Source organism: Leucobacter sp. Ag1 (genome assembly GCF_000980875.1).
GTDB classification, from domain to species: Bacteria; Actinomycetota; Actinomycetes; order Actinomycetales; family Microbacteriaceae; genus Leucobacter; species Leucobacter iarius.
Genome location: NZ_LAYO01000105.1, coordinates 15,814 through 34,819 on the forward strand (window position 1 = coordinate 15,814; position 19,006 = coordinate 34,819).

Genomic DNA, 19,006 nt, shown 5'->3' on the forward strand with positions numbered 1-19,006 from the left:
CGTGAAGAAAGGTGCTCCTCCAGTGAACCCCCTGCGTATCGGCCTCATCGGAGCCGGCGGAATCTCCCGCGTCCATGCCGACGGGTGGCGAGCGCTCGACGCCGACGTGACCGTCTACTCGCACGAGGGCGCCGAGGCGCTCGCCGCCGAGTACGGATTCGCGATCGCGTCCGATCTCGATGCGCTGCTCGCCGCGTGCGACATCGTCGACATCGTGACCTCGACGCCCAGCCACGGCCCGCTCGCGCACGCCGCGATCTTCGCCGGCAAGCACGTCATCTGCGAGAAGCCGCTCGCCGGCACCGCGGACGAAGCGCGGCAGATCGTCGATGCGGCCCGGCGCGCCGGGGTGCGATTGTTTCCCGCGCACGTCGTCCGCTACTTCCCCGACTACGTCGCCATGCACGAGCAGGCGGTCGCCGGGAGGATCGGGGACCTCGCCGTGCTGCGTTTCCTGCGCGGGGGAGAGGCGCCGCGCACCGGATCCTGGTTCCACGACGAGGCCGAGGGCGGCGGGATCATCCGCGACCAGATGATCCACGATCTGGATCAGGCACTCTGGTTGGCCGGGGACGTCGTGCGGGTCTACGCGGTGCGCAGCGCTCCGGCGGACGATGCCGTCGCGCCCGACGCCGTGACCGCTCACGTCGTGCTCACGCACGCGAGCGGGGCCGTGTCGCATGTGCAGGGGACCTGGGGGCCGCCGGGAATGCGGTTCCGGACGAGCGCGGATCTCGCGGGCAGCGGCGGGACCCTGTCGATCGATTCGACCGCCCACGATCCGAGCCGGATCGAGCTGCCGGGTGCGACGGACGGAACCGGGTACCTGCCGCCGCAGGCCAACGCCGTCAGCCCCTACACCGCCGAGCTGTGCGCATTCGTCGAGGCGATCGCGGCCGGATCCCCGGCAGCGGTGAGCCCGGCGGACGGCGTGCGCGCCGTGCAGCTCGCCGAAGCCGCCTCGGCGTCGCTGCGGACCGGTCAGCCGGTCGACGTCGCGCTCGACCCGATCGAATCGGAGGAGACCCGATGAACGCCGAACAGAACACGCCGCTCCGGATCGCGGTGCTGTCGTTCGCCCACACGCACGCCATCAGCTACTGCGAGGCGCTGTCGGGTCGCGCGGACATCGAACTCGTCGCCGCCGATCCGGACGGTGCCGCAGCTCCGGACGACGCGCCGCGAGGGGCGGAGCTGGCGGCCTCCCTGGGCGTCGACTACGTCGACAGCTACGCCGACGCGCTCGCGTGGGGCCCGGACGCGGTGATCGTCACCGCCGAGAACGCGCGGCACCGGGAGCTGGTCGAGCTCGCCGCGGAGGCCGGGGCGCACGTGCTCTGCGAGAAGCCGCTCGCCACGACGCTCGAGGACGCCCGGGCGATGCTCGCAGCGACGGAACGCGCCGGGGTCGCGCTCATGACGGCGTACCCGGTGCGGTTCGCGCCCGCCTTCGCCGATCTGGTGCGTCGCGTACGCGATGGGGCGCTCGGCACGATCCTCGCGGTGCGCGGCACGAACAACGGCAAGCTCCCGTCGGATCGCGCCTGGTTCACCGACCCGGAGCTGGCCGGCGGCGGCGCGCTCGTCGACCACGTCGTGCACTGCGCCGACCTCATCGACGAGCTGCTCGGCGCGCGAGCCGAGACGGTCTACGCCGTGGCGAACCGCACGATCCACGCGGGAGCCGCGGTCGAGACCGGTGGCCTCGTGACCGCGAACTACCCCGGCGGGGTCATCGCGAGCATCGACTGCACGTGGAGCATGCCCGAGAGCGGACCGACCTGGGGCGGGCTGACCCTGCAGGTGATCGGGACGCGCGGCAGCATCACGATCGATCCCTTCGCCCAGCACGTGGCCGGGATCGCGTCGGACGGGGCGGTCTGGGCGTCGACGGGCGACAACCTCGATGCGGCCATGCTCGAGGAGTTCCTGGACGCGGTGCGCTCCGGGCGAGCGCCCAGGCCCGACGGCGCCGTCGGACTGCGGACGCTCGAGGTCGTGGACGCGGCGCGCCGCTCCGTCGCGAGTGGCGAGGCGGTGCGGCTCGGGTGAGCGCGAGCGGTGGTCCGGTCGGTGAGCCGGACCACCGGCCGGAAGCGTGGGCAAACGCCGCCGGAAATGACTGAGGCCCCGGCTCCCCGCAAGGGGAGTCAGGGCCTCAGCTCTGGCGGTGACGGTGGGATTTGAACCCACGGTAGGGGGTTACCCTACACAACTTTTCGAGAGTTGCACCTTCGGCCGCTCGGACACGTCACCGAGAAAGAGCTTAGGGGATGCGGGCGCCGAATGTGAAATCGGCGTGTTCCTGCGCGAGTCGCTCGACCAGCTCGCTGCGATTCGCGGCTCCGAGCTTGGCGCGGGCCTGGGCGATGTGCGACTCGACCGTCCGGACGCCGCAGCCCATCCGCTCCGCGATCTCGCGGTTCCCCAGGCCCTGCGCGGCGAGTTCGGCCGCCGTCCGCTCCCGGGCGGTCAACGGGGTGCGTGCCGGCTGCTGCGTCGGCCGGGGGATCTGTTCGCGCATGCGCCACGGGAGCGAGAGCGTGATCGCGGTGTCGATCCGTTCGAGCAGGCGGTCGCAGCGCCCGACCGCGCCGGACGCGCGGCGTTTCAGCTGGATCCGCCGCGCGGCGCTCGCGGCGTTCTCGGCCGCGGCCCAGTGCTCGCTGTCGCAGAGGTGCTCGGCGATGCGGAGCAGCTCGACCGGGTTCTGCTGATCGAATGCGCGACGGTGCGCGGCGGCCACGGCGACGAGCGGTGCCGGCTGTTCTTCGATGTCGATGCGCACGACGGACGGGTCGAGGGATTCGAGGCGGCCGGCGAGGTAGCCGACGATGCCGGTGAACGTGGTGTCGACGCTCGAGGGCGCAGTGCGGTCCCGATGATTCTCGGCGGTCAGCGCGCGGGCGATGAGGGCGACGGTGTGGGTGAGACGCTTCGGGAGGAACATCGGCAGTCGCTGCTCCATGCGCTGCCACTCGAGCAGTGCGTGGTGCGCGTCTCCGGCGGAGAGCGCGCCCGCGGCGGCTTCGAGATGGCCGAGCCAGATTAGGTGGGAGGCTCCGGCCGGCAGGCGCCGAGCCACCCCGCGCAGATCCTCGGCGTGCTCGCGCAAGGTATCGGTGAACAGCGTGTTGAGGGCCCATCCCAGCAGGATCGACCCGTGCAGGTGGTGGAGCACCCGGGACTCGGGCAGGCCCATGCGGCCGGTGAGCGTCCGGGCCGCAGCCGCGAGGGACCGCGCGGGGATCGCCCCGCGCGGCACCGCGTCGAGCACCTGCAGGATCCCGGCCGCGCAGGCCACCTCGGGAGAGGGGTGGGACGCGGCGCACGCGGTGATGGTCGCGCGGTCGGGGCCCAGGGGCTCGGTGTCGTTGAGACGGCTCAGCACCAGAGCGGTCGAAGCCTCCGAGGCGCCCGCCGGCTCCAACTGCGCGAACGCGTGCGGATCCGAAGGATCGACTCCCGATTCCGCGCTCAGCACCGCCCAGGCGTTGAGGTGGGCGAGTCGCGGCACCGGTTCCGCGGGGATCGCGGTCCCGACCAGGGCGGAGAGGCCCGTCGGAGCGCCCTTGAGCCCGGCGAGCGCGCGGACCCGCGTCTGCGGTTCCAAGGGCTGGCCGAGCGCGCCCGCTCGGAGGAACAGCGCCCGGGTGAGCCCGTCGACGCCGAAGGTCAACCGCTGCTCGAGCACTCGGTGCAGCACGGCGGCCTGCGCGGCGCGCGGGATCTCGCTCGACAGGGGAGTGCGCGCGCAGAACTCGGCGTCCCGATCCGAGAGGGGGAGGCCGAGCATCTCGAGGCTGAGCAGCCCCTCGGTGATGCGCCGACGCGTGACCTCGAGCTCCTGGCTGGAGATCGTGCTGCGCAGCGGCACCGCGATGAATTCGGGAACGTGGAGCAGATCCGATGACCCGTACTGGAGGGCGATGCCACGATCCGTGAGCTCGCGCAGCAGGTCGCCACCGGTCAGCTCCTCCGCGGACGCGGGGTCGAGGGGATCGAGCTCGGACAGCACTGCGGCCGCGGCGAGGGTCTGCGTGTCGAGTCCGTGCGCGAGACGAGAGGCCGCCTGCATGGCCGGCAGATTGAGCTCGTGGAGTCGGTCATGACGGATACTGGGTCGGGGGCCAGGCACGAGCTGCCCCGATTCCGCGATCGCCAGCAGATCGAGGGCCCAGTGGGGGCGCCCGAGCGAGAGCTGCTGGATCGCTCCGACCGTCGCCGAGTCGAGCGGCTGCTGCGCGTGCCGGTGGGCCAGATCCGCGATCTGCTCGAGTTCGAACGGTTCGAGCCGGATCCGGACCGCGCGTTCGAGCGACGCCAGCGTGCTCGGGTCCTCGGCGACGAGCGCCTCGACGGCGTCGGAGTAGCTGTTGCGCAGTTCGCTGATCTCGAGGGCCCCGATGGCGTGACCTCCGGCGTCGATGAAGGACTTGAGCGCGCGGAGCGTCTCGAGGTCGGAGCGCTCGAGCCGGTCCAGCAGGAGCACGCGGTGGGGCTGCATCGCCGCGACGCGCTCGGCCGCGCCCGGTACCGTGCAGTCGATGAGCTCGCTCCGGCCGACGGCCGATCCCAGGCGGATCTGCACCGCGCGGAGCTCGTGACTGTGTCCGAGTCCGGTCTCGCCGAGCACGAGCACGAGCGAGTGCCGTTCGAACTCCGCGAGTATCGCGTCCGTTATTCCTATGCGCAGCTGAAAGAGCCGATCCACCATGGGTCACATCTCCTGAAGATCACCAATGTTTGTGCGAACCGTTCCCCCCAGCCGCATACCCCGTCATCGACGGTATGAGCAGCAGCCTAGCCATCTCAGTGCGCTCTGCCGAAAAACATTCGGAGTTGTATGTCTCGACTCTCAGACATGCGTCCAGGAGTCTCAGTAGAGGGAGCCCGGGGAATCCGTATTCCGCACCGCTTTCAATCGTATGTGCGTACGCGTAGTCCGGGTTACGCAGAGTCCTGGGAGTTCGCTGGACCCCTGGATACGCTCGCGACGAGAGCGTCGGGACGTTGCAGGAACACCTGCGACCCCGGGAGCCTCACGAACCTCATCATCAAGCGTTTGGGGGAACACTTGACCAAGCAACTCCGGCGAACGGATGCCGGCAAGCGGAGAGTCCGGGGCATCGCCCTGGTCACCGCCGCCGCGACCATCCTCGCTCCAGCCTTCGGCGTCGCATCCGCGGCCAACGCCGACTCGAAGACCTCGGGACCGATCTCGACCGCGGCATCCGCCGCGCACGGGCACGGGCTCTGGGTCGACGCGCTCAACCTGAACGTCCTGGGTGGTGCCGAGGCGAACTCGTACTACTCCGATTCCGTCGGTCCGAACCGCGACGCGCTGAACGTCTCGCTGCTCGGTGCGCTGAAGGTCGACTTGGGCAATGTCAAGGTGCCGCTCCTGAAGGACCCGGCGAACCCGGGGGCCGGCGGGCTGCTGGATCTCGGCAGCCTCGGCGCGATCTCGAGCTACGGCGCCTCGCCGACTTCCACGAAGTCCGTGGCGGCATCCGGCCTCATCACGCAGGACGGTGCACTGAACCTCGACGCTTCGAGCGCCTCGGACTACAAGCCGGCGAAGCTCGACGTCTCAGCACTGCTCGAGCAGGTGCTCGGGCAGACGGTGACCGACACGGTGCTGGACCAGGCTTCGGTGAACATCGGAGCCCTCGCCTCGCATGCGGAGAGCAACTACGGGCAGAACAGCTCGGAGTACATGCTCGCGGGCCTCGGCGCGGACGTCCACAGCAACCTGGTCGGTGGACTCGTCACCACGCTCGACGGAGTGGTCACGAACGCGATCGCGCCGATCGTGGCGCTCGCCGGACCCGGCGGCACCCTCGAGACGACGCTCAAGAACCTGCTCGACGGCGGCGTGCCGCTGGTCCTCGAAAGCAAGGTCACCGCGGTCTCCCTCGATCTCTCGGGGCTCGTGAACTCGGTGCACCAGCAACTGCTCAACACTCCGCTGAGCAACAGCGACAGCAGCGTGAAGATCGACCTCAAGAACGGCCTCGTGCACCTCGACCTCGCGAAGCTCGCGATCAAGGGGCACCCGGGAGCGACCTCGCTCAACGACCTTCCCGCGAACACCGAGGTGCTCGACCCCACGACGGTCAGCGCGATCCTCAACGGGGTCACCGAGGCGCTCGTCGGCAACAGCCCGAACTCCCTGGTGAGCAAGGCGGTCGCCCTGGTCACCGACGGCCTCTACAGCGCGACGCTCAACGTCGACCTGGAGGTCGGAGCGGTGCTCGGACTCGTCAAGGCGCCGGTCAAGGTGCACGCCTCGGTGGGCGGCCTGCTCGGCCAGCCCGGCTACCCCGCGCCTGTGATCGACACCAGCGGGCTGACCGTCGCCGGGATCAACCTCGGCGGCCTCGTGCAGCCGGTGATCAACCTCGTGACCCCGGTGCTCGCGAATGTCGGCGCCAACGTGCTGAAGCCCGTGGTCGACGGCGTTGTCGGCGGTCTGCAGACGACCATCATGAACGTGGTGTCCCCGCTCGTCGGCGATCCCGCGAATCCTGCGGCGGGAAGCCTGCTCGGTGCACTGAAGCCGGTGCTCGAGCAGGTCGTCACCCTGCGCATCAACGAGCAGCCGACCAAGCTCTCGCCCGCGCAGGACGGCGATCTCGGAAGCGGGAGCTTCACGGTCCGTCCGCTGTCGCTGACGCTGCTCCCGGCGCTGCTGGGCAACAATGCGGTCAAGCTCCAGCTCGGTTCCTCGACGGTCAAGGCCGCCGCTGATCCGAAGCTGACGGCGACGCCGAGCTCGGTGGAGCAGGGCGCGACGGTCACGCTCAAGGGCGACGGTTTCACCCCCACCGAGACCGTCTCGATCGCTCCGGGTGTCGGCACCCCGATCAGCGCGACGACCGGCAACGACGGAACCTTCACCAAGACCTGGGCCGTTCCGGCGAACCAGGCTCTGGGCTCGCTCGAGTTCACCGCGACCGGCGGCACCAGCAACAAGGTGGCGAAGGCGACCGTGACGGTGACGAAGGGCACGAGCGGCTCGGACGCGTCGTCTGATTCGAACGCTGCGGCCAACGCGAACGCCTCGGCGTCCGCAGCGGCCTCGGCCCAGGCCGACAGCAACGCCAACGCAGCGGCGCAGGCCGCGGCGCAGGCGGCGGCTACGGCCGACGCGAAGACGACGGCCTCGGCAGCAGCCACGGCGAACGCTGATTCCGCGGCGAAGGCAGCTGCGGACCCTGCGGCATCGACCAACGCCTCGACGACGGCGACCACGACTGCGAACGCAGCCGCGAGCGCGTCGGCCAAGGCCGCGGCGAACACCGACGCATCGTCCAACACCAAGGCCGACGCTTCGGCGGCCGCGACGGCGAACGCCGAAGCGGCATCGAAGGCTGCGGCGACGGCGAATTCGAGCACGAACGCATCGGCGAACGCCGCTGCGAGCGCCACCTCGAGCAGCTCGAGCAACGCGAACTCCCAGGCCAACACCAACGCGACCGCGTCGGCGTCGGCTTCGGCGAACGCGAACAGCACGAGTCACGCGAACGCTCAGGCGGCGGCCAAGGCCGCGGCGATGGCGGACAACAGCAGCCAGGCCTCGGCCGCGGCGAACGGTGATGCGTCGATCGCGGCGAAGGCCGCGGCGAACCAGAACGCCAACGCGACGGCCAACGCGACGTCGAACACCGCCGTTGCGGCGAATGCCGCCGCACAGGTGGCCGCTGCCGCGACGGCGGACTCGAACGCCAACTCGGCGACGCACGCGAACGCATCGACCCGCGGAAACGCGAACGCCGGTGCGGCATCGCAGGCGGCGGCTCAGTCCAACTCCTCGAGCGACGCCTCGGCGGATGCCGACGGCCCGGTCAACAACACGAAGTGGAAGCGCCTCGGCGGTGCCGACCGGTTCAAGACCGCGGTGAAGATCTCGCAGGAGACCTTCCCCAAGGGTTCGCAGAGCGTGGTCATCGCGCGCAGCGACATCGCCCCCGATGCACTGTCGGCGGCTCCGTTCGCCGCGAAGCTGAAGTCGCCGGTGCTGCTCACGCAGACCAAGGTTCTGAGCCCCGACACCGCTGCGGAGCTCAAGCGGCTGAAGCCGAAGACTGCCTACATCGCAGGCCAGACCGGTGCGGTCAGCACCGCGACGGAGAACGCGATCAAGGCGCTCGGCATCAAGACGGTGCGCCTCGGTGGAATCGACCGCTACGAGACCTCGCTGAAGATCGCGGAGGCCGGTTGGGGCGCGAGCGGCACGGACTCGGTGTTCGTGGCGACGGGCCGGGACTACCCGGACGCGCTGTCCGCGGGCAGTGCCGCGGGTGCGATCGGTGCCCCGGTCCTCCTGGTCGACGGTCTGCGACCGGCGGCCTCGAAGGCGGCGCTCGCCGAGCTGAAGCAGTTCCACCTGAAGAACATCTACATCGCGGGCGGTGAGGGAGTGGTGTCGAAGGGCGTCGCGACCTCCGTGCGGTCCTCCGCCACCAACGTGAAGCGCTACGCGGGTCTCGACCGCTACGAGACCTCGGCGCTGCTCGCCGCGAAGTGGAACACGAAGAACGGCCTGGTCTACCTGGCCACCGGTCTCGACTTCCCGGATGCCCTCTCGGGTTCCGCGGTCGCCGGTGCTCAGTCGGCTCCGATCATGCTGACGCAGCGGTACTGCATCCCGAAGGATGTCTACGGTGTCTTCACGGACATCAAGCCGAAGACCGGATTCGTTCTGGGCGGCACCGGTGTGGTCAGCGACAAGGTGCTGAACAACCGACCGTCCTGCTAGTCGGGTGACGAGATGGCCGGGGCTGCGACGCAGTCCCGGCCATTCTCCGTTCCTTCTCGGGGTCAGTAGACTCAGCCGCGGGAGGGAACTGTGAAAGGAGCTGTAGGTCTTGGTGAAACAGAAGGTGCTCGGGGAGTCTGAGGAAACTCCGACTCGTGCCGGGCAGGGCGGCGATGCAGAGCCGCCATCCGCGTCAGACTCTCCCCCCGATTCCGGGTCGGTCCGCGCTCCGAGGAAGAAGCGCAAGCCGGTGGTCCGCGTCATCGCCTGGGGAGCGGTGCTCCTCACCGCCTGGCAGGTGTTCGCGTCGTTCCTGTGGATCGCGCCCTACTCCGCGAATGCGCGTGAGGTGGTTCCCGGGAACCTCCTCACCTCGTACATGATCCCGTTCTTCGGGCAGTCGTGGAGCGTGTTCGCTCCCGAGCCGATCAACGGCGACTACCACTTCAACGTGCGCGCCGTCATCAAGCAGGACGGCAAGGAGGTCACGACGGGGTGGGTGAGCGCCACCGACGTCGAGATCTCGATGATCCGCTACAACCTCTTCCCGCCTCGAGCGGGGATCCAGTCGAGTGAGGTCGCGTCGAACTACAAATCGGCGTTCGACGCGCTCAACGCGGACCAGCAGAAGCTCGTGGGCGGCGACTACTCGAATGCGGAGTGGGAGACGGCCCTCTACGACAAGCTCGATGAGAAGGCCGCGGCGAACGGCAACTCCGGGGTCTCGGTGACCTCGGACCAGATGAGCACCTACCTCGGCCAGGAGCACATGTCGACCGCCTACGCGACTCAGGTGGCCAAGGCGATCTGGGGCGAGGGCGTCGAGCGCGTGCAGTACCGAGTGAGCCGGCAGAACGTGATCCCGTTCGCGCAGCGGAACGATCCGAAGGCCGAGAGGCCCGCTCCGACGGTGATCCTGCCGGGCTGGCGCCCGCTGGTGACCGAGCCCGGCCAGAGCGATCAGGACTTCGCGGACGTGTTCCGCGCGCAGTACGAACGGATGAGCAAATGAACCGGGTCGCGCAGTTCGGCGCATTCGTCTGGAGCCTCATCGTCGTCGCGGTCCGAACCCCGATCGTGACGATCGGCAAGGGGCTCGCGTTCTTCGAGAACTGGCTGCTCGTCAGCAAGAAGTCCCTCTACGGTCTCGCGGTCACCCGGATCCTGTTCGGAGCCACCGGGCTCGGGCTCCTGCTGGCGAACTTCTCGACGCGGCTGTACACGTTCGGGCCGGGGTCCGCGTGGAACGGGGAGCTCGCCGAGCCCGTCAGCGACTTCCCGAAGATCTGGATCTTCAGCCTGTTCCACGCCGTTGCCGGAGACGCCGTGCTCTACACGGTCTGCTACGTCGCGCTGATGGCGCTCGCGGTGCTGTTCATCCTGGGATGGCGGTTCCGCATCGTCCTGCCGATCTTCTTCGTCGGCTGGGTCGGCTTCATCGAAGCGAACGACATGGTCGGCGATCAGGGCGACAACATGTTCCGCATCGCGATGATCCTGCTGTTCTTCGCGGATCCTGCCGCCCGCTGGTCGCTGGATGCGCGCAGACGCGCGAAGCGGGAGTGGTTCGCCGAGGAGAGCGGTCCCCGGCAGATCGGGAACGCCCTGCACAACCTCGCGCTGATCGCGCTGACCGCGCAGGTCATGTTCGTGTACGCGTCGGGCGGCCTCTACAAAGCCAGCGGCAGTCCCTGGTCGGAGGGCTACGCGGTCTACAACCCGCTGCACACCATGCGCTTCGGCACCTGGCCCGTGCTCAGCGATCTGGTGACGACCTGGGGGCCGATGGTCGCGGTCGCCTCCTGGGGATCGATCATCCTGCAGGTCGCGTTCCCGCTCGCGCTGCTGTCGCGCCCCACGCGCATCATCGCCCTGTTCGGGATCCTCGGCTTCCACATCGCCATCGCGGTGCTCATGGGCCTGCCGTGGTTCTCGCTGACGATGATCGCGATCGATTCGATCTTCATCCGCGACCGCAGCTGGCAGAAGGTGAGCCAGGGGGTGAAGGATCGCTGGAGGTCAGCGATGGGGCGTGCGGCGAGTCCGCCGACGAAGGCGCCCGTCGAGGTCTCGGCCTGACCAGCCGATGGCGGCCCGTGCATCGCGCACGGGCCGCCATCGCCGTCTCCGGGATCGATGTCGGCGGTCCCGGATAGGCTCGCCGCATGGCGAAATCGAGCGGCGGCTACGCGTGCACCGAGTGCGGTTGGCGCGCACCCAAGTGGGTCGGGCGCTGCGGCGAGTGCCAGCAGTGGGGCACGGTGCAGGTCGTGGGTACTCCCGGCGCCACGCTGGCGCGTACGGTGCAGGCCTCGGCGCCCTCGTCGGGGCGCGAAGCGCGGCCCATCACCGAGCTGATCGGCGAGCCCGTGCGGCACCGTCCCACCGGCATCGGCGAGCTCGACCGGGTGCTCGGCGGCGGCATCGTGCCGGGCGCCGCGGTGCTGTTCTCTGGCGAACCCGGCGTCGGCAAGTCGACCCTGCTGCTCGATGCCGCGGCGCGCGCGGCCGAACGCGGCGGGCGGGTGCTCTACGCGAGCGGCGAGGAATCCACGGGGCAGATCCGCATGCGCGCCGAACGCACGGGCGCCCTGCACGACACGCTCTACCTCGCCAGCGAGACCGATCTCGCGACGGTGCTCGGGCACATCGAGGCGGTGCAGCCCGAGCTCGTCATCGTCGATTCGGTGCAGACGCTCGCGAGCGATCGGGTCGACGGCGGTGCGGGCGGCCCGGCGCAGGTGCGCGAGGTCGCTGCGGCGCTGATCCGGGTGGCGAAGGAACACGGTGTGCCCGTCATCCTCGTCGGTCACGTCACGAAGGACGGCAACGTGGCGGGCCCGCGGCTGCTCGAGCACCTCGTCGACGTCGTGTGCCACTTCGAGGGGGACCGCCGATCCACCCTGCGCTTCCTGCGCACCCTCAAGAACCGATTCGGCCCGACCGACGAGGTCGGCTGCTTCGAGATGAGCGGCAGCGGAATCCAGGAGGTGCCGGATCCGAGCGGGCTCTTCCTCAGTCGCAGCACGGAGCCGGTCAGCGGCACCTGCGCCACGATCGCGCTCGAGGGGCGCCGGGCGATCCCCGTCGAGGTGCAGGCGCTCGTCGCCAGCACGACCGCGCCCAACCCGAGGCGCGTCACCAGCGGCGTCGACAGCGCGCGCGTGGCCATGGTGCTCGCGGTGCTCGAGCGCCGTGCACGGGTCAAACTGCACGACAAGGACGTCTACGTCTCCACGGTCGGCGGCGTCCGCCTCGCAGAACCTGCGGCCGACCTCGCCATCGCGCTGGCGGTGCTGTCGGCGATCACCGACCAGCCGCTGGCGCACGAACTCGCCGCTGTCGGCGAGATCAGCCTGGCCGGCGAGGTCCGTCCGGTCGTCGGCGGCGAGCAGCGGCGCGCCGAGGCGCAGCGACTCGGATACCGCAGACTCGTCGATTCCGACAGCGGAACCCTCGCACGGGCGAGAGCGCTCGCGCTCGGGGAGTAGAATCGAGGATCGTGAGCAACAACACGGTAGACGTCGTCCTCATCGGTGGCGGGATCATGAGCGCCACCCTCGGCACCATGATCTCCCAGGTCGAGCCCGACTGGAGCATCGAGCTGTTCGAATCGCGCACCGAGGTGGCGACCGAGAGCACCAACGCATGGAACAACGCGGGCACCGGCCACGCGGCCCTGTGCGAGCTCAACTACATGCCCGAGGGCAAGGACGGCAGCCTGTCGGCGGCGAAGGCCATCGACATCAACGAGCAGTTCCAGCTGTCCCGCCAGTGGTGGTCCTCGCTGGTCAAGCAGGGCGTGCTCGGCGAGCCCTCCAGCTTCATCAACGCGACCCCGCACATGACCTTCGTGCGCGGCGAGTCGAACGTCGACTACCTGCGCCGACGCTACGAGCTCCTGAAGGAGGAACCGCTGTTCTCCGACATGGAGTTCAGCGACGACCCCGAGCAGATCGCCGAGTGGACCCCGATGCTCGTCGAGCGCCGCAGCAAGGACGAGGTCTTCGCGGCCACGCGCTCGCTCAGCGGCACCGACGTCGACTTCGGCGCGGTCACCCGCCAGCTCATCAGCCACCTCGAGGACCAGGGCGTCACCGTCAACCTGGGGCACGAGGTCAAGAAGCTGCGCCGTCGTGCCGACGGCACCTGGGATGTGACCGTGCGCAACCGTGCCGGTTTCGGCAAGCGCACCGTCAACGCGCGCTTCGTCTTCGTGGGTGCCGGCGGCGGTGCGCTGTCGCTCCTGCAGTCCTCCAAGATCCCCGAGATCAAGGGCTTCGGCGGCTTCCCCATCAGCGGCAAGTTCCTCAAGTGCGACAACCCCGAGGTCGTGCGCGAGCACCGCGCCAAGGTCTACGGCAAGGCCGCGGTCGGCGCACCGCCCATGTCGGTCCCGCACCTCGACACCCGCATCGTCGACGGCAAGGAGAGCCTGCTCTTCGGGCCGTACGCCGGATTCAGCCCGAAATTCCTTAAGAAGGGCTCCTGGTGGGATCTGCCGGGCTCCATCCGCCTGCACAACCTGTGGCCCATGATCCGGGTCGGCCTCAGCGAGTTCTCGCTCGAGAAGTACCTCCTCACCGAGCTCATGGCGAGCCGCGAGAAGCAGCTCTCGACCCTGCGCGAGTACATGCCCTCCGCCAAGCGCGGCGACTGGGAGATGATCACCGCCGGCCAGCGCGTCCAGGTCATGAAGAAGGACCCGAAGAAGGGCGGAGTGCTGCAGTTCGGCACCGAGGTCATCACGGGCGCCGACGGCACCATCGCCGGCCTGCTCGGCGCTTCGCCGGGAGCTTCGACCGCGGTGCACGCCATGCTCGGCGTGCTGCAGAAGTGCTTCCCCGAGCAGTTCGAGGCCCGCTGGCGCGACGAGTTCCTGGCGCAGATCCCGGCCTACGGCACGGGCGTCAACCACGATGCGGCTCTCGCCGCGCAGACGCTCGCCGAGACGGGCGCCGTGCTCGGGCTGCTGCCGAAGCAGGTCGAGGCCGCAGCGGCCGAGTAACGAGCTTCAACGCCAGAGGGGCGGGATCCGACCGGATCCCGCCCCTCTGGCGTTTCGCGGTCCCGCGCCCGCCCGGCTGCTGTCTACTGCTCCGCGAGCAGCTGCTCGAGGTAGTGCGCGGTGTCCTCCCAGCCGGTGACTGCGTGGCAGCGCACGCCCATTGCCTTCACGGGGTAGTCGTTGCCGTCCGGGTCGAGGCGGTCGCCGACGAAGAGCATGCGGTCGAGGGGGATCCCCGTCTGCTCGGTGAGCTTGCGCATGCCGTAGGCCTTGTCGATGCCTCGACGGGTGATGTCGACGGAGGTGGATCCGCCGCTGCGCACCTCGAGGTCGGGCAGGCGATCGGCGACGGCGGCGCGCAGGGTGTTCTTCTTCGTGCCGTCGGGATCCCACGCGTGCTTCGCGTCGACGGGGGCCCGCTGGCCGAGGGCTGAGAAGGTGACCTGCGAGCCGCGATCCTCGAGGATCTCGCCCCAGGGCTTCGCCTCCCAGAGGCCGAGGCGTTCGGCCTCCTCGCGGAGCGCGACGAAGGCGGCGTCCCGCTGTTCGGGGGTGAGCTCCTCGCGGTAGACGGTCTGCCAGACGCCGGCGCTGCGGCGCTCGTAGCGCGTACCGCAGGTGGGGAGCAGGTGCAGGCGCTCGAGGGCGTCCTCCGCGGCGTCGCCGAGCTGCGAGACGAGCTGGTTCTCGAACTGCTCGAAGTTGCCGCCCGAGATGACCGCGACCGAGGTGCGGTCCAGCAGCCGTTCGAACACGGCGAGCATGCGGGGCTCGAGCGGCGACTTGGACGGCGCGAGGGTGTCGTCGAGGTCGAATGCGATCAGGTCGGGCAGCGGTTGGGCAAGCATTGCTCCAGTCTCCCATGCGCCACACGCCCGAACGCCCCGATTTCCGTTTGCACCCCGGAGCACGCTAAGCTGTTCCCTGCGCCTCGGCGCAATCGGGATGTGGCGCAGCTTGGTAGCGCACGTCGTTCGGGACGACGGGGTCGCAGGTTCAAATCCTGTCATCCCGACTGAGAAGCCCCGGAGCTTCCGCAGATTTCTGCGGGCGCTCCGGGGCTTTCTGAGTTTTCGGGGCGAGTGGTCTCGATGGTGCAGACACGTTTCGGACACGATGACGAAGGAGAACGGGTGTGGTGCGGGTGCGCCGGCGCCGGGGAACGTCCGCGTCGACTCCGATGACATCCCGGGAAGTCGGCCCCGGTGCTGCCTCCACAGGCACCGGCCCCGTCTCCGCTCGTTCCGGCATCGATCTCGTAGGCGCCACTGGACACCTGCGCGACGAGTGGACGGCGAGTCGCACGGCAGTTGGGCGTCCAGTCGTCGGTTCGAGGTCCAGTCGTCGAACCGGTGATCCAGCGAACCGGCGATCGCAGGCCGAACCCGGAGCCCGACCGCCCGCCGAACAGCCCAGCCGACCGAGCTGCCCCGCCGACCTCGCCGTCAGCGGCTCGACAGGAAGCCGCGCAGCAGCGCCGCAGATCCTTCGATGTGCTCGAGCATGGCCTCGGCGGCGGACTGCGGGCGGCCGGCGAGGATCGCCGAGACGATGGCTTCGTGCTGCGCGTCGGAGTGCGAGAGGTTCGGGCGGAGCATCGGGATCTCGTCGAGCAGCGCGTTGACGCGCGTGCGGAGGTCCGCGACCAGGGGGACGAGGCTGGGGGAGCCCGAGAGCTCCGCGATGAGGAGGTGCAGGCGCGAGTCGAGTCGGCGGTGGTTCGCGTCGTCGGAGGCGCGGCACTCCTCGAGCGCGCGGGCGAGCGCGGCCCGCTCGTCGGCGGTCAGGTCGCGGGCCGCGGCCTCGCGCGCGGCCCCGACCTCGAGCACGCGCCGCAGCACGGTCGTATCCTCGACCTCCGCCTCGCCGAGTTCGGCGTGGGCGGGGCGCAGGGCGGACTCGTCGGGCAGGGCGTCGACGACGAAGGTGCCGCCGTAGCGGCCGCGGCGCGAGAGCACGAGGCCCGCCTCGGTGAGCGTCGCGAGCGCCTCGCGCACGGTATCGCGGCTGACCTTGAGCATCGCCGCGAGATCGCGTTCGGCGGGCAGCCGCTCGCCCGGTCCGATCATGCCGAGGCGGATCGACTGCAGCAGCCGCTGCACCGTCTCCTCGTAGGCGTTGGTGGGGCGTTCGGCCCGGATCAGGAGCTCGACGCCGTCTGCCGAGGGATGCATCGATCCTCCTCCTGCCGTTCGGTCCATTGCGAGTGTACGCCGAGGCCCGGGCGACGACGCGCGTCGTCGCCCGGGCCTCGGGGCGCGGTTCAGAGCGGGGTCGTGTACGCGCTGGTCAGGCCGCCGTCGACGAGGAACGTCGACGCGGTGATGAACGACGCGTCGTCGCTCGCGAGGAACGCGACCGAGGCCGCGAGCTCCTCGGGACGGGCGAAGCGACCGACGGGGACGTGCACGAGACGGCGGGCCGCGCGCTCCGGATCCTTCGCGAACAGCTCCTGCAGCAGCGGGGTGTTCACCGGCCCGGGGCAGAGCGCGTTCACGCGGATGCCCTGCCGGGCGAACTGCACGCCGAGCTCGCGGGTCATGGCGAGCACGCCGCCCTTCGACGCGGTGTAGGAGATCTGCGAGGTCGCGGATCCCATCACGGCGACGAACGACGCGGTGTTGATGATCGAGCCGGATCCCTGCGCGGTCATGTGCCGCAGCGCGGCGCGGGAGCACAGGTAGACGCTCTTGAGGTTCACGTCCTGCACCTTCTCCCACGCGGGGAGCTCGGTGATCTCGATCGAATCGTCGTCGTCGGGCGAGATGCCGGCGTTGTTGAACGCGATGTCGACGGAGCCGAACTCGCGGGCGGCGGTGTCGAACAGGTGGTTCACCTGGGCCTCGTCGGTCACGTTGACCTGGACGAACAGGCCGCCGACCTCGGCCGCGGCGGCCTCGCCGGCCGCCGGGTTCATGTCGCCGATCACGATCGTCGCGCCCTCGGCGCGCATGCGACGGGCGGTGGCCAGGCCGATGCCGCTCGCGCCGCCGGTGATGACGGCGACCTTCCCGGCGAGCCGCTGGGTCAGGTCGATCGGGGTGATGTCGTTCATGGTGCTTCCTTCTGAAGTGTCGTGCGTGAAGAAGACGGGTTATTCGGTGGCGAAGAAGACGTTCTTCGTCTCGGTGAAGTGCTCGGCGGCGTCGGGTCCGAGCTCGCGGCCGAGGCCGGACTGCTTAAAGCCGCCGAAGGGGGTCGAGTAGCGCACCGAGGAGTGGGAGTTGACGGAGAGGTTCCCGCCCTCGACGGCGCGCGCCGTGCGGATGCCGCGGGCGAGGTCCTGCGTCCAGATGGAGCCGCTGAGCCCGAACTCGGTGGCGTTGGCCAGCTGGATCGCGTCGGCCTCGTCGTCGAACGGCAGGACGGCGACGACGGGCCCGAAGATCTCCTCGGTCGCGACGCGCGATCCGCGTTCGGGGGTGACGACGGTGGGCGCGAACCAGGATCCCGGGCCGTCGGGGCAGGACCCACGGAAGGCGACGGGGGCGTCCTCGTCGAGGAACGCGGCCACGCTCTCCTTGTGGGCCTGCGTCACGAGCGGGCCGACCTCGGTCGACTCGTCGGTCGGGTCGCCGACCTTGACGCCCTGCACGGCCGTCTCGAAGCGCTCCATGAATCGGTCGTACACGCTGCGCTGCACGAGCAGGCGGCTGCGGGCGCAGCAGTCCTGCCCGGCGTTGTCGAACACCGAGTAGGGCGCGGTCGCGGCGGCGCGTTCGATGTCGGCGTCCTCGAACACGATGTTGGCGCTCTTGCCGCCGAGCTCCAGCGTCACCCGCTTCACCTGCTCGGCCGCGCCGGCCATGATCCGCTTGCCGACCGCGGTGGATCCGGTGAACACGAGCTTGCGCACATCGGGGTGGGTGACGAACCGTTCGCCGACGACGGATCCGCGGCCCGCGAGCACCTGGAACAGGCCCTCGGGCAGCCCGGACTCGAGCGCGAGCTCGCCGAGGCGCAGGCTGGTGAGCGGCGTCCACTCGGCGGGCTTCAGCACGACCGCGTTGCCGGCCGCCAGCGCCGGGGCGAATCCCCATGCGGCGATGGTCATGGGGAAGTTCCACGGCGTGATCACCCCGACGACGCCGATCGGCTCGTGGAACGTGACGTCCATGCCACCGGCGACCGGGATCTGCTTGCCGATGAGGCGCTCGGGGGCGGCCGAGTAGTACTCGAGCACGTCGCGGACGTGCCCGGCTTCCCAGCGCGACTGCCCGATGGGATGCCCGGAGTTCGCGGTCTCGAGCTGCGCCAGGCGCTCGAGGTCGGCGTCGACGGCGTCCGCGAAGCGGCGCAGCGCCTTCGCGCGATCCGCGGGCGCGACCTTCGCCCAGTCGCGCTGCGCACGCACCGCCGCGGTGATGGCGGCATCGGTCTCGGGCACGTCGAGGTGGGCGACCTCGGTGACGGCCTCGCCGGTGGCGGGATTGATGACGGTGTAGCTCATGGCTGCTCCTTCGCGGGGGCTGCGGTGGACGGTGCGCGGGACGCGCGGTGCTCCCGTGCGGCGCGGACGAGGCCCTCGAAGATCCGTCGGTCCTCGGGGTTCTCCTCCGGGTGCCACTGGACGGCGACGCCGAACGGGACGGAATCGAGCTCGATCGACTCGATGACGCCGTCCGCGGTGCGACTGGTGACGGTGAGGCCGTCGCCGACCTCGTCGATCGCCTGGTGGTGGTACAGGTGGGCCCGTGCGCGCGGATCCTCGCCGAGCAGACCGGCAAGGCGGGATCCCTCGTCGACCTCGACCTCGATCGGGTTGAAGACGCCGTCGCCGAGCTGGTAGCGGTCGTCGCCGACCGCGTCGGGGAGGTGCTGGATCAGGGTGCCGCCGCGCTCGACGTTGAGCACCTGCGCGCCGCGGCAGATGCCGAGGAACGGGAGCTCGGCCTCGATGGCCGCGTCGAGCAGCGCCGCTTCGAAGCTGTCGCGGTCGGTGCGGGGCGCACCGGTCCGTTCGTGCGGCTCCTGCGCGTAGCGGGCGGGATCGACGTCGGCGCCGCCCGAGAGGATCAGCCCGTCGAGCGACGCGACGATGCTGCGGGCGACCTCGGGATCCGCCGGCTGCGGCGGCAGCACGATCGCGATCCCGCCGACGTCCGTGACCGCGTCGAGATAGACCTTCGGCAGGAACGACGCGCGGACGTCCCAGACGCCCGTCTGCGCCTGCTCCAGGTAGCTGGTGATGCCGATCAGGGGGCGCACGGCGCCGGCCGTGCTCGAAACCCGGG

Annotated in this window: 13 protein-coding genes and 2 tRNA genes; 8 read left to right on the forward strand and 7 right to left on the reverse strand. The window is 70.1% G+C overall.

What is annotated here, in order from left to right:
- Nucleotides 1-22 precede the first annotated feature (22 nt).
- Nucleotides 23-1,033: a Gfo/Idh/MocA family protein gene (locus XM48_RS12380; RefSeq protein ID WP_046456142.1), complete on the forward strand. Its 1,011-nt coding sequence runs from the start codon at nt 23-25 to the stop codon at nt 1,031-1,033.
- The gene (locus XM48_RS12385; protein ID WP_046456143.1) at nt 1,030-2,052 is read left to right on the forward strand and encodes a Gfo/Idh/MocA family protein; all 1,023 of its coding nucleotides are present in this window, start codon (nt 1,030-1,032) and stop codon (nt 2,050-2,052) included. The genes XM48_RS12380 and XM48_RS12385 overlap by 4 nt, the downstream gene beginning before the upstream one ends.
- Before the next feature lie 113 nt (nt 2,053-2,165).
- Here XM48_RS12385 and XM48_RS12390 read toward each other — a convergent pair.
- Both XM48_RS12390 and XM48_RS17075 read right to left on the reverse strand, forming a co-directional pair.
- Nucleotides 2,166-2,256 (reverse strand) — tRNA-Ser (locus XM48_RS12390).
- A 10-nt stretch (nt 2,257-2,266) separates the two neighbouring features.
- Nucleotides 2,267-4,717, reverse strand: coding sequence for a helix-turn-helix transcriptional regulator (locus XM48_RS17075; protein WP_052961496.1), 2,451 nt, complete (start codon nt 4,715-4,717; stop codon nt 2,267-2,269).
- A gap of 360 nt (nt 4,718-5,077) precedes the next feature.
- On the opposite strand from XM48_RS17075, the gene XM48_RS12400 reads away from it, so the two are divergent.
- The 5 genes from XM48_RS12400 (at nt 5,078) to XM48_RS12420 (ending at nt 13,772) form a co-directional block, all read left to right on the forward strand.
- Nucleotides 5,078-8,764 (forward strand): choice-of-anchor G family protein, encoded by a 3,687-nt coding sequence (locus XM48_RS12400; protein ID WP_046456144.1) that lies wholly within the window; start codon nt 5,078-5,080, stop codon nt 8,762-8,764.
- Between the two features lie 250 nt (nt 8,765-9,014).
- Nucleotides 9,015-9,776, forward strand: a complete 762-nt coding sequence (locus tag XM48_RS12405) for a DUF5819 family protein (protein ID WP_046456145.1) — start codon at nt 9,015-9,017, stop codon at nt 9,774-9,776.
- Nucleotides 9,773-10,843 (forward strand): HTTM domain-containing protein, encoded by a 1,071-nt coding sequence (locus XM48_RS12410; protein ID WP_046456146.1) that lies wholly within the window; start codon nt 9,773-9,775, stop codon nt 10,841-10,843. Before XM48_RS12405 ends, XM48_RS12410 begins: the two co-directional genes overlap by 4 nt.
- Before the next feature lie 86 nt (nt 10,844-10,929).
- The gene (gene radA, locus XM48_RS12415; RefSeq protein ID WP_046456147.1) at nt 10,930-12,255 is read left to right on the forward strand and encodes a DNA repair protein RadA; all 1,326 of its coding nucleotides are present in this window, start codon (nt 10,930-10,932) and stop codon (nt 12,253-12,255) included.
- Nucleotides 12,256-12,266: 11 nt separating this feature from the next.
- Nucleotides 12,267-13,772, forward strand: a complete 1,506-nt coding sequence (locus XM48_RS12420; RefSeq protein ID WP_046456148.1) for a malate:quinone oxidoreductase — start codon at nt 12,267-12,269, stop codon at nt 13,770-13,772.
- 83 nt (nt 13,773-13,855) lie between these two features.
- Here the strand turns inward: XM48_RS12420 and XM48_RS12425 are convergent, their stop codons facing one another.
- A complete protein-coding gene (locus tag XM48_RS12425; protein ID WP_046456149.1) occupies nt 13,856-14,620 on the reverse strand; it encodes an HAD-IIB family hydrolase in 765 nt (254 codons plus the stop codon).
- A 93-nt stretch (nt 14,621-14,713) separates the two neighbouring features.
- Between XM48_RS12425 and XM48_RS12430 the strand changes: the two genes are divergently transcribed.
- Nucleotides 14,714-14,787, forward strand: a tRNA-Pro gene (locus XM48_RS12430).
- 430 nt (nt 14,788-15,217) lie between these two features.
- On the opposite strand, the gene XM48_RS12435 is transcribed toward XM48_RS12430, so the two are convergent.
- From XM48_RS12435 to XM48_RS12450, 4 genes are all read right to left on the reverse strand, one after another.
- On the reverse strand, nt 15,218-15,946 hold the full coding sequence (locus tag XM48_RS12435) for a FadR/GntR family transcriptional regulator (RefSeq protein ID WP_046456150.1): 729 nt from the start codon (nt 15,944-15,946) through the stop codon (nt 15,218-15,220).
- A gap of 89 nt (nt 15,947-16,035) precedes the next feature.
- On the reverse strand, nt 16,036-16,827 hold the full coding sequence (locus XM48_RS12440; protein WP_197074207.1) for a 3-oxoacyl-ACP reductase: 792 nt from the start codon (nt 16,825-16,827) through the stop codon (nt 16,036-16,038).
- A 39-nt stretch (nt 16,828-16,866) separates the two neighbouring features.
- The gene (locus XM48_RS12445) at nt 16,867-18,222 is read right to left on the reverse strand and encodes an aldehyde dehydrogenase (RefSeq protein ID WP_046456151.1); all 1,356 of its coding nucleotides are present in this window, start codon (nt 18,220-18,222) and stop codon (nt 16,867-16,869) included.
- Entirely contained in the window at nt 18,219-18,980 is a 762-nt protein-coding gene (locus tag XM48_RS12450; protein WP_231580877.1) for a gamma-glutamyl-gamma-aminobutyrate hydrolase family protein, read from the reverse strand. The genes XM48_RS12445 and XM48_RS12450 overlap by 4 nt, the downstream gene beginning before the upstream one ends.
- Nucleotides 18,981-19,006 lie beyond the last annotated feature (26 nt).